The following is a 13,968-nucleotide window of genomic DNA, read 5'->3' as shown; positions in this document are numbered from 1 at the left end:
TCAGCCCTCCTCGGGCGACTCGGTTGGCAACGCGGCGAGCGCGCCGCCGTCGGTCTTGCCGCGCTGGATGCCCGGGACGCGCCGACGCCCCCGCAGCGCCACGGCGTTCACCTCGGCCGAGGCTCCCGGCTCGAACCGGCGCGAGGTGCCCGACGGCACGTCGAGCCGGAAGCCGTGCGCGGCGACCCGGTCGAAGTCGAGCGCGCTGTTCGCGTCCGGCAGGTGCAGGTGGGACCCGATCTGCACGGGCCGGTCGCCCGTGTTCACGACGACGAGGGTGAGGCGCTCGGCGTCCGTCCGGTCGGCGTTGAGGACGACGGGCAGGTCCTCGGTCCCGCGCTTGAGCCGGATCGCTCCTGGACCGCTCGTGGTGATGCCGGCCATCGTGCCTCCTGCGTCGGGGATGTCGGGTCTGGGGTGCGGCGTGCTGGGGTGCGCGTACCGGGTCAGGCGATGGGCTCGTGGATCGTCACGAGCTTGCGACCGTCGGGGAACGTCGCCTCCACCTGGACGTCCGGCAGCATCTCGGCGACACCGTCCATGACGTCCTCGCGGCGCAGCACCTCGCGGCCCGCGACCATCAGGTCCTCGACGCTGCGCCCGTCCCGGGCGCGCTCGATCACCCACGTGGTGAGCAGCGCGACGGCCTCGGGGTAGTTGAGCAGCACCCCCCGCTCACGCCTGTCACGGGCGACGATGCCCGCGACGGAGAGCAGGAGCTTCTCGGTGTCCGCCGGTGTCAGGTGCATGACCAGATGATTCACGGCCCGTGTGTCGGGCGTGTATACGGCACGTTATACGTTCGTGTACCAGGCCTCGGTGCGGCCTGCTCGCCAGGGTGCCCGGCCGGCGTCGGGCACGTCTCCGGGCACGACGAAGGCCGCCGCCCGGGCGAACCCGGGCGACGGCCCTCGTGTGCGTGCGGCTCGCGCCGCGCGGTGTCAGCGGTGGATCAGAAGTCCATGCCGCCCATGCCCGGGTCGCCAGCAGGCGCAGCCGGGTTCTTCTCCGGCTTGTCGGCGACGACGGCCTCGGTCGTGAGGAAGAGCGCCGCGATGGAGGCGGCGTTCTGCAGCGCGGAGCGCGTGACCTTGACCGGGTCGTTCACGCCGGCGGCGAGCAGGTCCTCGTACTCACCGGTCGCGGCGTTGAGGCCGTGACCGGAGGGGAGGTTGCGGACCTTCTCCGCGACGACGCCACCCTCGAGGCCGGCGTTGATCGCGATCTGCTTGAGCGGGGCGTCGATCGCGGAACGCACGATCTGCGCACCGGTCGCCTCGTCACCCTCGAGCTCGAGCTTCTCGAACGCCACGGCACCAGCCTGGATGAGCGCGACGCCACCACCGGCGACGATGCCCTCCTCGACGGCAGCCTTCGCGTTGCGGACGGCGTCCTCGATGCGGTGCTTGCGCTCCTTGAGCTCCACCTCGGTCGCGGCGCCGGCCTTGATGACCGCGACACCACCGGCGAGCTTGGCGAGACGCTCCTGGAGCTTCTCGCGGTCGTAGTCGGAGTCCGACTTCTCGATCTCGGAGCGGATCTGGTTCACGCGGCCGCCGATGAGGTCGGCGTCGCCGGCACCCTCGACGATCGTGGTCTCGTCCTTGGTGACGACGACCTTGCGAGCCTGGCCGAGCAGGTCGAGGGTCGCGGTCTCCAGCTTGAGGCCGACGGTCTCGGAGATGACCTGGCCACCGGTGAGGATCGCGATGTCCTGCAGCATGGCCTTGCGGCGGTCGCCGAAGCCCGGAGCCTTGACGGCGACGGACTTGAAGGTGCCACGGATCTTGTTCAGCACGAGGGTGGCCAGGGCCTCGCCCTCGACGTCCTCCGCGATGATGAGCAGCGAACGACCGGCCTTCATGACCTGGTCGAGCAGCGGCAGCAGGTCCTTGACGTTCGAGATCTTCGACTCGACGATCAGGACGTACGGGTCCTCGAGGACGGCCTCCTGGCGCTCCGGGTCCGTCTCGAAGTAGCGGGCGAGGAAGCCCTTGTCGAAGCGCATACCCTCGGTGAGCTCGAGCTCGAGGCCGAACGTGTTCGACTCCTCGACGGTGATGACGCCTTCCTTGCCGACCTTGTCGAGCGCCTCGGCGATGAGCTCGCCGATCGCCGGGTCGCCGGCCGAGATCGCGGCCGTGGCGGCGATCTCTTCCTTCGTCTCGATGTCCTTCGCCGCGATGAGCAGCTGCTCCGTGACGGCCTCGACGGCCTTCTCGATGCCGCGCTTGAGGGCGATCGGGTTCGAGCCGGCGGCGACGTTGCGCAGACCCTCGCGCACGAGCGCCTGGGCGAGCACGGTGGCGGTGGTGGTGCCGTCACCCGCGACGTCGTCGGTCTTCTTGGCGACCTCCTTGACGAGCTCGGCGCCGATCTTCTCGTACGGCTCCTCGAGCTCGATCTCCTTGGCGATGCTCACACCATCGTTCGTGATGGTGGGCGCGCCCCACTTCTTGTCGAGGACGACGTTGCGGCCCTTGGGGCCGAGCGTGACCTTCACGGTGTCGGCGAGGACGTTGAGCCCACGCTCCATACCGCGACGGGCCTCCTCGTTGAAGGCAATGATCTTTGCCATGGGGGTGTGATCCTCCGCTGGTCGTGGTGTGGTCGGCCGGCGCCCGCGACGGACGGCTCCCGCGCACGACGTTCTGGTCACGTCACGAACGCTGGAGCCTCACCTGGCGACCTCGGGTACTACCTCAGTCTGTCACTCTCGTAGTGCGAGTGCTAACGCCATTATTGGCACTCTCCCCCTGAGAGTGCAAGGCGCGACCGCCGGTATCGCGCGCAGCGAAGAACGGCTGCACCGCAGGGCGCGCACCGGCCGCCCGTGTGCGGCATCTAGGATGCCCGTGTGATCCGCGCAACATCGAGGTGGCGGTACGTCGCCGTCGGGCTCGCCGTCGCGCTGCCCGCGACGCTGCTCGCCTCGGGCGCCGGCGTGGCTCCCCCGGCGGAGCCCGGCGAGCACATCGACCTCTACCAGGACGGTGTGGCCCTGACCGCGGACGGCACCCTCCTGCAGGTCCCGCCGGGGGGCGGCGTCACCTACCTCGACGGGAGCCGGGTGCTCGACCCGGACGCCCTCGACCCGGCCCTGTTCGCCGCGGGGATCGAGTGGGGGGACGACGACGGCACACGCCTCGCCCACGTCGCCGGCCCGACGACGCGGACCACCACGCTCGCCGACGCCGACGCCGCCCACGACGCCGCCCGCGCGTCGCAGGACTGGCTCGCCGAGGGCGAGACCCCCGGCCGGGGCGGCGGGTTCGAGGAGCTGGGGGTCTCCGCGCTGCTCGACATGCACGCCCTCACGCTGCCGAACGGCGCCTCGCTCGCGGCGCCGTCGCCGTACTGGCGGTACGTGTGGCCTCGCGACAGCTCCTTCGTGGCGGCCGCCTACGCCCGGACCGGGCACGTCGAGGACGCGGTGCGGGTCCTGACGTTCCTGCAGGAGGTCCAGGAGGACGACGGCTCCTTCCACGCGCGCTACCTGCCCGACGGGTCGGGCGTCCCCGACGACCGCGGCCTGCAGTCCGACGGCAACGGGTGGGCGCTGTGGTCCGTGGGCGTGCTCCTCGACGAGATCGGCGACCCGGCGCGACGGGACGCCGTCGCGCGCGGGCTCGCTCCCCTGCTCGACGCCAGCACCGACCACGTCCTCGACCTCGTCGACACGCCCAGCGGTCTGCCGCCGGTGTCCAGCGACTACTGGGAGGTCGACGAGGAGGTGCTCACCCTGGGTACCGCCGCGCCGCTGCTCGCCGGGCTCGAGGCCGCGGCCGCCCTCTACCCCACCGTCGACTGGCGTTCCCCGACCGCCGAGCTGCGAGCCGCGGACCGCGCGGCCCGCGCGCGCGTCGCGGCGCAGCGCCTGCGGTCGGCGGTCGAGGCGACGTTCGGGCCGGAGTACTCCCGCCACGCGACGGGCGGGCCGCAGGACGCCGCGACCGCGTTCGTGCTGCCGCCGTTCCAGCCCGAGGCGCTCGCCGGGGCGCCCGAGGCCTGGACCGCCTCGGCCACACCGATGCTGCGACCGGCGGGTGGCCTCGCCCCCGGCGCGGGCTGGCGTGAGGACGGGATCTCCTGGACGCCGCAGACGTCGCTCTACGCGCTCGCCGCGGCGTCGAACGGCCACCCCGAGATCGCGGGCGCCGCGCTGCACTGGCTCGAGGAGCACCGCACCACGTCCGGCGCGCTGCCGGAGAAGGTCCTCGCGGACGGCTCGCCGGCGGCGGTCGCGCCGCTCGCCTGGACGTCGGCGGTCGTCGTGCTCACCCTGGTCGAGCTGGACGCCGCGAGGTAGAACCCCTGTCGTCGAGGTAGAACCCCGGTCACGCACAGGAGCTCTACCTCGGCGACAGGAGTTCTACCTCGGCGGGGGCGGTGGGGCGAGGGACGGCTCGGAGCGGAGGTCGAACTCCCGGCGCAGCACACGACGGGCCGCGTTCCACCCGCCCAGGCCGTGGACCCCCGGGCCGGGCGGGGTCGACGCCGAGCACAGGTACACGCCGTCGACACCCGTGTCGTACGGGTCCCGGCGCAGGCTCGGTCGGGCCACCATCTGCCACATCGTCACCGCACCGGCGGCGATGTCGCCGCCCACGTAGTTCGCGTTGTGCTCGCTCATGTGCGCCGCGGGCACACACCGCGAGGAGACGACGACGTCCCGGAACCCCGGCGCGAAGCGCTCGATCTGCGCCGTCACGGCCTCGGTGACGTCGACCGTCGAGCCGGCGGGTACGTGCGCGTAGCTCCACAGCGGCCGCAGGCCGCCCGACCCTCGGCTCGGGTCGACGACGGTCGGGTCGCTCACGAGCACGAGCGGGCGCCCGGCGTGGCGCCCGGCCGCGACGGCGGCCTCGGCCGCCGCCATCTGCGCGCGGCTCCCACCGACGTGCACCGTGCCCGCGCGGCCGACCTCGGGCTCGGCCCAGGGCACCGGGCCGGACAGGACGAAGTCGACCTTGGCGGCCGCGTTGCCGTACCGGAAGCGCGCGAGCGCCTGGGCCGCCTTCGTCGGCACCCGCTCACCGAAGACCTCCAGCACCGCGCGCGGGGTGGTGTCGAAGAGGTACGCCCGCGCCGGCGGCAGGTCCCGGCGGGTGCGCACCGGGTGGTCGGTGACGACCTCGCCCCCGTGGGCGAGGAGGTCCGCGACCAGCGCGGCGACGATCGCCCCCGACCCGCCGCGCGGGATCGGCCACCCGCCCTCGGCGTGCGCGAGCGACCCGAGCAGCAGCGCGGTCCCGGCCCCGCCGAGCGACGGGAGCGGGGTGATCGCGTGCGCCGCGACCCCGGTCAGCAGCGCCGCGGCCTCGTCCCCGGCGAACCGCCGGTTCCACGCACGCGTGCCCTGCTCGAGCACCGCCGCGCCGAACCGTGCCGCCGTCGTCAGGCCGCCCGGCACGAGGCCCGACGGGATGCTGCGCTTGTCACCCAGCGCGAGCGCCACGACCTCCCGCCAGCTCCGCGAGAACGGACCGAGCAGCGCCGACCACGCCGCGCCGTCGGGCCCGCCGATCCGCTCCGCGGTCCGCTCGACCGAGTGGTAGGCGATCCCCGCCCTGCCCTCGTCGAGCGGCTGCGCGAACGAGATCTCCGGGACGAGCAGGTCGACCCCGCGGGCCCTGAGGTCGAACGCCTCGAAGAAGGGCGACGCCCACGCCAGCGGGTGCACCGCCGAGCAGATGTCGTGCTCGATCCCGTCGGCCAGGCCGAGGTCGAGGGTGCGGGCGCCACCGCCCACAGTGGGCTGGGCTTCCAGCACCCGGACCGTCAGACCGGCGCGCGCGAGCGTGACGGCGGCGGCGAGCCCGTTCGGGCCCGATCCGACGACGACGGCGTCGACCGTCTCGCTCATGCGCCACCTCCCGGGTCTCCGGACGCTGGTCCTCGAGCCTAGTGCGGCGCGGCCCGCAGGGGCCACCGCGCGAGCGGTGCGCTCAGGACCGGAAGTCCGTCATGAAGATCACGGCCACGGGAGCGCGTAGCGGCGAGACCTCCTCGACGGCGCTGATCCCCAGCAGGCGGGCGATCTCGCGGGCCGTGTCCTCGTTCTCCGCACCCTGGTACCAGACGGCGCTCGCCGGGAGCGCCTCGCCCTCGTAGGTCACCGCCTCCACCGACGTGAAGCCGGCCTCCGTGAGCACGTCCGACCCGGCGCCGGCGAGGCCGTCGACACCCGCACCGTTGAGCACCCGCACGCCCAGCGTCAGGTCGACGTCGCCCGTGGGCTCGTCGGTCGACTCGTCCTCGGTGCCCTCCTCGGCGCCCTCCTCCGACCCCTCGGTCTCGGCGCCCTCCTCGGAGCCCTCGGTCTCACCGTCGACGTCGCCGGCGCCCTCGTCCCCGGCGCCGTCGGCATCCTCACCGTCGGTCGGCTCGGTGGGCTCCTGCGAGGTGGGCGTCTCGGCGACCGGCGGCGGGGAGTCGCCGCGCGAGAGCAGGGAGACTCCACCCAGCGCGAGGCCGGCGAACACCACGGCGACGACCAGGAACGGCCACGTCTTGCTCCAGCGGCTGCGCGGTGTGCGGTGGACTCCGACCGGTGCCCCCTCCGGCGCGGGGACGTCGAACTCGTCGGGCGCGTAGGGGTATTGGCTCTTGGTCACGGCGACAGGGTAGCCCGGCTGCCCGCCGTCGCTAAAGCGTGCGGGGCGGTGCGGATCGATCTCGGTGGTCCGTCGGGGAGCACCGAGGGCGGTTCAGTGGTCGGTTCAGAGACCACCGAGACGGCGCGCGGAGCGGGCCCGCTGACGGGTCGATCGCATCCGCCGCAGCCTCTTGACCAGCATCGGGTCGTGCTCGAGCGCCGCCTGCGAGTCGATGAGCGCGTTGAGCGCCTGGTAGTACCGGGTGGCGGACATGTCGAAGAGATCCTTGACGGCCTGCTCCTTGGCGCCGGCGTACTTCCACCACTGCCGCTCGAAGGCCAGGATCTGCTGGTCCCGCTCCGAGAGCCGGGAGCCGGGGTCCGGGGAGCCCGCGACGTCCTCGACGTGGGCTGCTGCCTCGGTCATCACCACTCCTCGCGCTCGGTCCGCGTGCCCGTCACCCGACGGGCCGGGGTCGGACACCAGGTTACGTGCGAACTACACCCGTGTCATGCAGGCGCACCCTGACGTAACCTCGGCGTCGTGAACGGGACGGACACCACCACGAACCCAGCCGCCGACGGTCCGCACGACGGGCCCGCGAGCGCTCGACGGCCCCTGACCGACCTCATGGCGGCGGACTGGGCCGAGGCACTCACCCCGGTCGAGGGCGTGCTGCGCACCACGGGCGACTTCCTGCGTGCCGAGGTCCGTGCCGGCCGCGAGTACCTGCCGGCGCCCGACGACGTCCTGCGGGCCTTCGCCCGGCCCCTCGCCCAGGTGCGGGTGCTCGTCGTCGGGCAGGACCCCTACCCGACGCCCGGGCACCCCATGGGGCTGTCCTTCTCCGTCCAGCCGCACGTGCGGCCCGTGCCGCGCTCGCTGCAGAACATCTTCGCGGAGCTGGGGACCGACGTCGGCGCCCCGACCCCCGCGAACGGAGACCTCTCGGCGTGGAGCGACCAGGGCGTCATGCTCCTCAACAGGGTCCTCACCGTGCGCCCCGGCGAGTCGGGCTCGCACCGCGGGCACGGCTGGGAGGAGATCACCGAGGCGGCGATCCGCGCCCTCGTGGCGCGCGACGCCCCGCTCGTGGCGATCCTGTGGGGCCGCGACGCCGGGACGCTGCGGCCGCTGCTCGGCGACACGCCGGTCGTCGCCAGTGCCCACCCGAGCCCTTTGTCGGCGCGCCGTGGGTTCTTCGGCTCACGGCCGTTCTCCCGGGTCAACGAGCTGCTCGTCGCCCAGGGCGCGGAGCCGGTGGACTGGCGCCTGCCGACCACCTGACGAGCGGATGTCTGCTCCCGGGCCACAATGGACGAGTGAGCACGCTCCCGACACGCCCCGAGACGACCACGGACCTCCCGCGCTGGACCAGCTACGCAGCGATCGGGGACTCCTTCACGGAGGGGCTGTGGGACCCGTACCCCGGCGACGAGGACCACCAACGCGGCTGGGCCGACCTCCTCGCGCAGCACCTGGCCGCCCGGCGCGCCGCCGGCGACGCCCCGCCCCTGCAGTACGCGAACCTCGCCATCCGTGGCCGACGCCTGCGCTCGATCCTCACCGAGCAGGTGCCCGCGGCGCTCGAGATGCGTCCCGACCTCGTGAGCCTCGTCGGCGGCGGCAACGACATCCTGCGCCCGGCCGCGGACATCGACCGGCTGGCGCGCAACCTGGAGCACGCCGTCGCGCGCCTGCGCGCCCAGGGCGCCGACGTGCTCCTCGGGACGGGGTTCGACGCCTCCGAGAGCCCGCTGGTCGGCCTCACCCGCCAGCGGGTGGGCGTGTTCAACGCCCACCTGTGGTCGATCGCGCGCCGCCACGGCGCGTACGTCCTCGATCTGTGGGGCATGCGGTCGCTGCACGACTGGCGCATGTGGTCCGACGACCGCATCCACCTCACGCCCGACGGTCACCGCCGGGTGGCGCAGGCCGCGCTCGTCGCCCTCGGCCAGACGCCCGACGACGACGCGTGGGACGACCCGCTCACGCCATTGCCCCCGGCGCCCGCGCTCGACCGCGCACGCCAGCACGCCCAGTGGGCGCGCGTGCACGTGTACCCGTGGGTGCAGCGCCGGATCCGCGGCACCAGCTCGGGCGACGCACGCGTGCCGAAGGCCCCCGTCCTCGCCGAGGTGCCCCTCGCCGACCTCGGCGCCGCCGCCGACGGCGGTGCCGCCGAGCGCTAGCCCACCGCCCGTCGCCGCGCGCACGAAGGGCCCGTCTCCGCGGAGACGGGCCCTTCGTGCGTCGGAGCCGCCTGTCGGGTTCGAACCGACGACCTTTCGCTTACAAGGCGAGTGCTCTACCAGCTGAGCTAAGGCGGCACGGGCGCGCTGCGCGGAAAAGCCTACCTGCTCGTCCGCGCAGCGAGCCCCGACCGGTCAGGGCCAGACCGTCAGCCCTACCGGCTCGGCGATCGCGTCAGCCCTGCGCCTCGGTGATCGCGGTGGCGAGCGCCGTCGGGTCGCCCCAGTTGCCCTCCCACCGCTCGCCGTCGATCGTCACCGTCGGGGTGCCGAACCCGTTGGGGCCGGAGACCTCGGACATCGCGACCTGCGTCGCGCCCTCGGCCCACTTGCCGAACTCGTCCATGGGCGCGCCGTCCGCGATCTCGTCGGCGACGTCCTGGGGCACTCCCGCCTGCACGGCGATGTCCGCCATCTGCTCGTCGGTGAACCCGCTCGAGCCCTCACCGGGCTGGCTGGCGAACATCAGGGTGTTGAACTCGTTCATCGCCTCGGGGGCGCGGTCCGCGACGAACCCCGCCGTCGCGGCCGACCGCGTGGAGAACTGCGTCTGGTTCGACTGGCGGTCCAGGATCGAGACCGGGTGCAGCACGAGCGTGATGTCGCCCGCCTCGCGCAGCTCGTCGAGGGTCGGGCCGTTGATCGCCTCGAACTCCCCGCAGCGGGGGCACATGTAGTCGAGGTAGACCCCGACCTCGACGGCGTCCGGGCCGTTGTCGGTGCCGGCGGCGCCCTCTGCGCCGACGGGGATGCCACCGTTCTCCGTCGCCACGGTGGGCGCCGCGACGCCCTCGAGCGGACGGTCCGGGTCGCCGGCCTGGCTGAGGATGTACGCGCCGAGGCCGACGAGCACGAGCACCCCGACGGCGAGGGCGCTGATGGTGATGGTCCGGCTGCGCTTGTCGCGCTTGGCCTGTGCCTCGCGCAGTGCGAGCGCCTCGGCGCGGGCGGCCTCGCGGCGCTCCGCCTTGGACTGGGGCTTCTCGGTGGGCATGGGTGTCCTTACGTTCGCGTCCTGGTCGGGTGTGCTGCTCCACGGGTGCGGGACGGCGCGCGGCAGCGCGGTCCGGCGGCGGTCGCCACCCCGTGGAGCGGGGGTCAGGCGAGCGCCAGGGTGCCCGACGGCGGGCCGCGCCGCGGGTGGACAGCGGCGAGGACGAGGTGGTGCCACGTCGTGACGCGCGGGGCGACGGGAGCGGTGGTGCGCACCGGCGCGGGGACGTCCACGAGGACGTCGGCGAGCGCGCTGGGGCGCGGCGTGCGCAGCACGCCCCGCAGCCGTACGAGCGCGCGGTGGACCGCCGAGGTCGCGCCCCAGCCGGCGAGCAGCGCCGCGGCGTGGGCGAGCGCGACGGGCAGCGCGAGCACCCCGAGCACGGTCGCGGCGTGCGCGGGCTCACCGCCGAGCGCGGCCGTGCCGACGGGGCACTCCGCGGAGTGCCGCACGAGGGCGAGGTTCGTCCCGACCCAGCCCCACGCCCCCGAGGCGGGGACGCACTGGTGGACGAGGAGGTAACCACGGTCGGCGAGGTGCGTCAGCGACGTGACGGCCAGCGCGAGGACCGGTGCGAGGACGGATCCGAGCAGCAGCAGGTGCCGGGCCGTGCGCAGGCGCTGCCCGGCGAGCCGTCCTACGGCGTCGCGGACCGACGCGGCAGGACGACGCTGGCGCATGAGCGCGCGCGGGGCCGACGTCCGGAGCACGGCCCCAGGGTACAAGGCGGAACTGGGCGGAAGGTCGGAGCTCACCGGATCGTCGGGGCGCCCGGCAGCGGCCACCAGTCGATGGTGGGTCCGACCGCGAGCAGGACGCCCAGGGACACGGCGGCACCGAGGCCGACGAGCGCCACGACGAAAGAGCCGACGGTCCCCGGCGCCACGTGCGCCAGGGCCGTGCGCGCGCCGTAGCGCGTGAGGTGCGTGAGAGGCCCGAACCAGGCGAGGAGGACCGCGGCCAGCATCGCGACGCACAGGACGACGGAGAACACCCAGTCCTCGTTCACCCCGCCGATCGACCGGGCCGCGACCGATGGGTCCGGGGCCAGGATCAGTCGGCCGGGCGCGAGCAGCCACCAGCCTCCGACGGTGAGGAGGACCGCCGCGCACCCCGCCACGAGCACGGAGGGCAGGGTGCCCACGAGCGCGCGCACCAGGTACCAGGGCATGGACAGCACGGTGCGCCACGTGTCGGACCGGGCGACGCCCCGCCGCTCCCTGCGGCCGTGCAACGAGTCGCTCGTGACACCGACGACCCGCGCCACGAACACGACCAGCGTCAGCACGACGAGCGCCATGCCCGGGTACAGCCCGGCGAGCAGGACGAGCGGGAGGCCGAGCGACAGGAGGTTCAGCGCACGCCGCGCCGGGGCCGGGCGCACGTAGCCCGTGACCTCCTGACCGGGTTCGAGCGGTGCGCCGAGCTCGTCCAGCAGCTCCTCGTCGGGCGCCGGCATGCCGACGGGGGCGGGCGCCGTCCGCCCGTCGTGGGCGCCGACCGGCGGCATCCGCACGGTCGGCCGGGCGTCGTCGGACCCGTCGCCGCGCCCCACGCCCGACGTGCCGGCCGCGACCGCGGTCGTCGGCGTGACGTCGCCGCGCACCACGGGCACGAGCTCGGTCGCGGCGGCTGGGACGACCGTGCCCGGGACGTCACCGACCTCGGCCGCACCGCGCAGCGCGGCCGCGACCTCGGTCGGCCCGAGCCGACGCGCCGGGTCGGCACGCAGCGCGCCCTCCAGGGCACGCACCGTGATCGGTCCGAGACCGGCGAGGTCCGCCCGCCCGGCGCGGGCACGGGCGAGCACGACGTCGACCGGCCGCGTCCCGAAGGGCGCCCGCCCGGTCGCGGCGTAGGCGAGCAGCGCGGACCAGCCCCACCAGTCCGTGTCGGTGCTGGGCTGCGCACCCTCGAGGAGCTCCGGGGCGAGGTACCCGGGGGTCCCCATGACGAGGCCCGTGGAGGTGACCCGCGCGTCCTCGAGTCCGTGCGCGATCCCGAAGTCGATGAGCACCGGGCCGCGGTCGCTGACGATGACGTTCGAGGGCTTGAGGTCACGGTGCACGACCCCGGCGGCGTGCACCGCCTCGAGCGCCTCGGCGAGCTGGTCCGCGAGCTCGAACAGGTCGTGCGCGTCGAGCGGACCGCGCTCGGCGATCTCGTCGTCGAGGGTCGGGCCCTCGAGCAGCTCGGTGACGATGAACGCGTCCGGACCATCGAGCTCGACGTCGAGGATCTGCGCGACGGCAGGGTGGTGCAGGCGCTGCAGGGCGACGGACTCGCGGCGCAGTCGCTCCCGGCCGAGCGAACGGGCGTCGGCGTCGAGGTGTGCGTGGAGGAACTTGATCGCCACGAGGTTCCCGCCGCCGTCGGCCGCGCGGTAGACGGTGCCCATCGCACCGGAGCCCAGCAGCTCGAGGATGCGGTAGCCGCCTCGTTCGCTGCCCGGCTCCAGACCCCACTCTCCTGAGGGGTCGCGGTCGGCCTCCTGCGTCGGTGAACCCATGCGCTCAAGGTACCGACAACGGCGGGCTTCCGCGGCCGACGACGCGACGGACGGCGCGCTGGACGGCGCGGACGAGACGTGCTGCTGATGGGCGAGCGAACGAGCCGGACGCTAACCTAGGGGTCGTTTCGAGGATCGTTCAAGACCAACCCAAGGAGATATCCAGTGTCAGGCAAAGGCGGGTACGACCTCGTCGTGGTGGCAAACAGGCTGCCGGTCGACGTCACGGTGGGCGACGACGGGGACATCGCGTGGAAGCGCTCGCCCGGAGGCCTGGTCACGGCGCTCGAACCGGTCATGCAGGGAGCCGACGGCGCCTGGGTGGGCTGGTCCGGCGCGCCCGACATCGAGGCGGAGCCGTTCGACGCCGACGACATGCGCCTCGTGCCCGTCAGCCTGAGCGCCGACGACGTCGAGCGGTACTACGAGGGCTTCTCGAACGACACGCTGTGGCCGCTCTACCACGACGTCATCTCGCCGCCCACCTACCACCGCACGTGGTGGGACGCCTACCGCCGGGTCAACCAGCGGTTCGCCGACGCGGCTGCTGCGCAAGCGGCAGAGGGCGCGATCGTCTGGGTGCACGACTACCAGCTGCAGCTCGTCCCCCGCATGCTGCGCGAGCTGCGCCCGGACCTGCGTATCGGGTTCTTCAACCACATCCCGTTCCCGCCCCTGGAGCTCTTCCAGCAGCTCCCGTGGCGCCGCCAGGTGGTGGACGGCCTCCTCGGCGCCGACCTCATCGGCTTTCAGCGCGCGGGTGACGCCTCGAACTTCGTGCGGGCGGTGCGCCGGCTCACCGACTACACGACCCGTGGACCGATCATCTCGACGACCGGTCCGGACGGGAAGCCCGGGCGGCACGTGCGCGCCGCGGCGTTCCCCATCTCGATCGACTCCCGCCGCTTCGACGAGCTCGCCCGGACGCCGGAGGTGCAGGCCCGCGCCCGCGAGATCCGGTCGGACCTCGGTGACCCCGAGATCATGATGCTGGGCGTCGACCGCCTCGACTACACCAAGGGGATCCGGCACCGCATCAAGGCCTACGGCGAGCTGCTGCAGGACGGCCGGCTCGACGTCGAGCACGCCACGCTCGTGCAGGTCGCGAGCCCCAGCCGGGAGAACGTCGACGCCTACGCCGAGCTGCGCGAGCACGTCGAGGGTCTCGTCGGACGGATCAACGGCGAGTACGCCGAGATCGGGCACGCCGCGATCCACTACCTGCACCACTCCTATCCGCCCGAGGAGATGGCCGCCCTCTACCTGGCCGCCGACGTCATGCTCGTGACCTCGCTGCGCGACGGCATGAACCTCGTGGCGAAGGAGTACGTCGCCGCCCGGTCCGACGACCGTGGCGCCCTCGTGCTGTCCGAGTTCACGGGTGCGGCGGACGAGCTCTCGAGCGGCGCGCTGCTGGTCAACCCGCACGACATCGACGGCATGAAGGACATCATCGTCGCGGCCGCCCACCTCGACGGCCGGGAGCAGCGCAAGCGGATGCGACGCCTGCGGCGCAAGGTGCTCAACGACGACGTGGCACGCTGGTCGCAGTCCTTCCTCGGCGTGCTCACCGCGATGCCCCCGCGCACCGACCACGTCTGACCCCGTCCGGGC

13 protein-coding genes and 1 tRNA gene are annotated in these 13,968 nt (G+C 73.7%); 4 read left to right on the top strand and 10 right to left on the bottom strand.

Features of this window, described 5'->3' with window-relative positions:
• The 3 genes from ureB to groL form a co-directional block, all read right to left on the bottom strand.
• Positions 1-384, bottom strand: coding sequence for an urease subunit beta (gene ureB / locus OHL10_RS12425; protein ID WP_265522533.1), 384 nt, complete (start codon positions 382-384; stop codon positions 1-3).
• A 62-nt stretch (positions 385-446) separates the two neighbouring features.
• Positions 447-749 (bottom strand): urease subunit gamma, encoded by a 303-nt coding sequence (locus OHL10_RS12420; protein ID WP_265522532.1) that lies wholly within the window; start codon positions 747-749, stop codon positions 447-449.
• A 203-nt stretch (positions 750-952) separates the two neighbouring features.
• Positions 953-2,578 carry a chaperonin GroEL gene (gene groL / locus OHL10_RS12415; RefSeq protein ID WP_265522531.1) on the bottom strand — a complete coding sequence of 542 codons (1,626 nt, stop codon included), beginning with the start codon at positions 2,576-2,578 and terminating at the stop codon, positions 953-955.
• A 279-nt stretch (positions 2,579-2,857) separates the two neighbouring features.
• Here groL and OHL10_RS12410 point away from each other — a divergent pair, with 279 nt between their 5' ends.
• Entirely contained in the window at positions 2,858-4,309 is a 1,452-nt protein-coding gene (locus OHL10_RS12410) for a glycoside hydrolase family 15 (protein ID WP_265522530.1), read from the top strand.
• A gap of 63 nt (positions 4,310-4,372) precedes the next feature.
• Here OHL10_RS12410 and OHL10_RS12405 read toward each other — a convergent pair whose 3' ends face one another.
• The 3 genes from OHL10_RS12405 to OHL10_RS12395 all read right to left on the bottom strand — a co-directional run bounded on the left by OHL10_RS12405 (position 4,373) and on the right by OHL10_RS12395 (position 7,025).
• Entirely contained in the window at positions 4,373-5,866 is a 1,494-nt protein-coding gene (locus OHL10_RS12405) for a phytoene desaturase family protein (protein WP_265522529.1), read from the bottom strand.
• Positions 5,867-5,948: 82 nt separating this feature from the next.
• Positions 5,949-6,617, bottom strand: a complete 669-nt coding sequence (locus tag OHL10_RS12400; RefSeq protein ID WP_265522528.1) for a LytR C-terminal domain-containing protein — start codon at positions 6,615-6,617, stop codon at positions 5,949-5,951.
• Between the two features lie 105 nt (positions 6,618-6,722).
• Positions 6,723-7,025: a DUF3263 domain-containing protein gene (locus OHL10_RS12395; RefSeq protein ID WP_265522527.1), complete on the bottom strand. Its 303-nt coding sequence runs from the start codon at positions 7,023-7,025 to the stop codon at positions 6,723-6,725.
• A 204-nt stretch (positions 7,026-7,229) separates the two neighbouring features.
• On the opposite strand from OHL10_RS12395, the gene OHL10_RS12390 reads away from it, so the two are divergent.
• Together OHL10_RS12390 and OHL10_RS12385 are read left to right on the top strand one after the other, a co-directional pair.
• A complete protein-coding gene (locus OHL10_RS12390; RefSeq protein ID WP_425499009.1) occupies positions 7,230-7,886 on the top strand; it encodes a uracil-DNA glycosylase in 657 nt (218 codons plus the stop codon).
• Positions 7,887-7,921: 35 nt separating this feature from the next.
• Complete coding sequence (locus OHL10_RS12385) at positions 7,922-8,791, top strand: SGNH/GDSL hydrolase family protein (RefSeq protein WP_265522526.1); 870 nt, start codon at positions 7,922-7,924, stop codon at positions 8,789-8,791.
• Between the two features lie 65 nt (positions 8,792-8,856).
• On the opposite strand, the gene OHL10_RS12380 is transcribed toward OHL10_RS12385, so the two are convergent.
• From OHL10_RS12380 to OHL10_RS12365, 4 genes are all read right to left on the bottom strand, one after another.
• Positions 8,857-8,929: transfer RNA gene (locus tag OHL10_RS12380), tRNA-Thr, on the bottom strand.
• A gap of 97 nt (positions 8,930-9,026) precedes the next feature.
• The gene (locus OHL10_RS12375; protein WP_265522525.1) at positions 9,027-9,845 is read right to left on the bottom strand and encodes a DsbA family protein; all 819 of its coding nucleotides are present in this window, start codon (positions 9,843-9,845) and stop codon (positions 9,027-9,029) included.
• Positions 9,846-9,949: 104 nt separating this feature from the next.
• A complete protein-coding gene (locus OHL10_RS12370) occupies positions 9,950-10,555 on the bottom strand; it encodes a hypothetical protein (RefSeq protein WP_265522524.1) in 606 nt (201 codons plus the stop codon).
• Between the two features lie 41 nt (positions 10,556-10,596).
• The gene (locus tag OHL10_RS12365; protein ID WP_265522523.1) at positions 10,597-12,354 is read right to left on the bottom strand and encodes a serine/threonine-protein kinase; all 1,758 of its coding nucleotides are present in this window, start codon (positions 12,352-12,354) and stop codon (positions 10,597-10,599) included.
• A gap of 165 nt (positions 12,355-12,519) precedes the next feature.
• On the opposite strand from OHL10_RS12365, the gene OHL10_RS12360 reads away from it, so the two are divergent.
• Positions 12,520-13,956 (top strand): alpha,alpha-trehalose-phosphate synthase (UDP-forming), encoded by a 1,437-nt coding sequence (locus OHL10_RS12360; protein WP_265522522.1) that lies wholly within the window; start codon positions 12,520-12,522, stop codon positions 13,954-13,956.
• Positions 13,957-13,968: the final 12 nt, after the last annotated feature.

It is taken from the genome of Oerskovia flava, assembly GCF_026163685.1.
GTDB lineage: Bacteria > Actinomycetota > Actinomycetes > Actinomycetales > Cellulomonadaceae > Oerskovia_A > Oerskovia_A flava.
The sequence above is the reverse complement of the archived record's forward strand: the minus strand, read 5'-3'. Positions and strand labels throughout refer to the sequence as shown.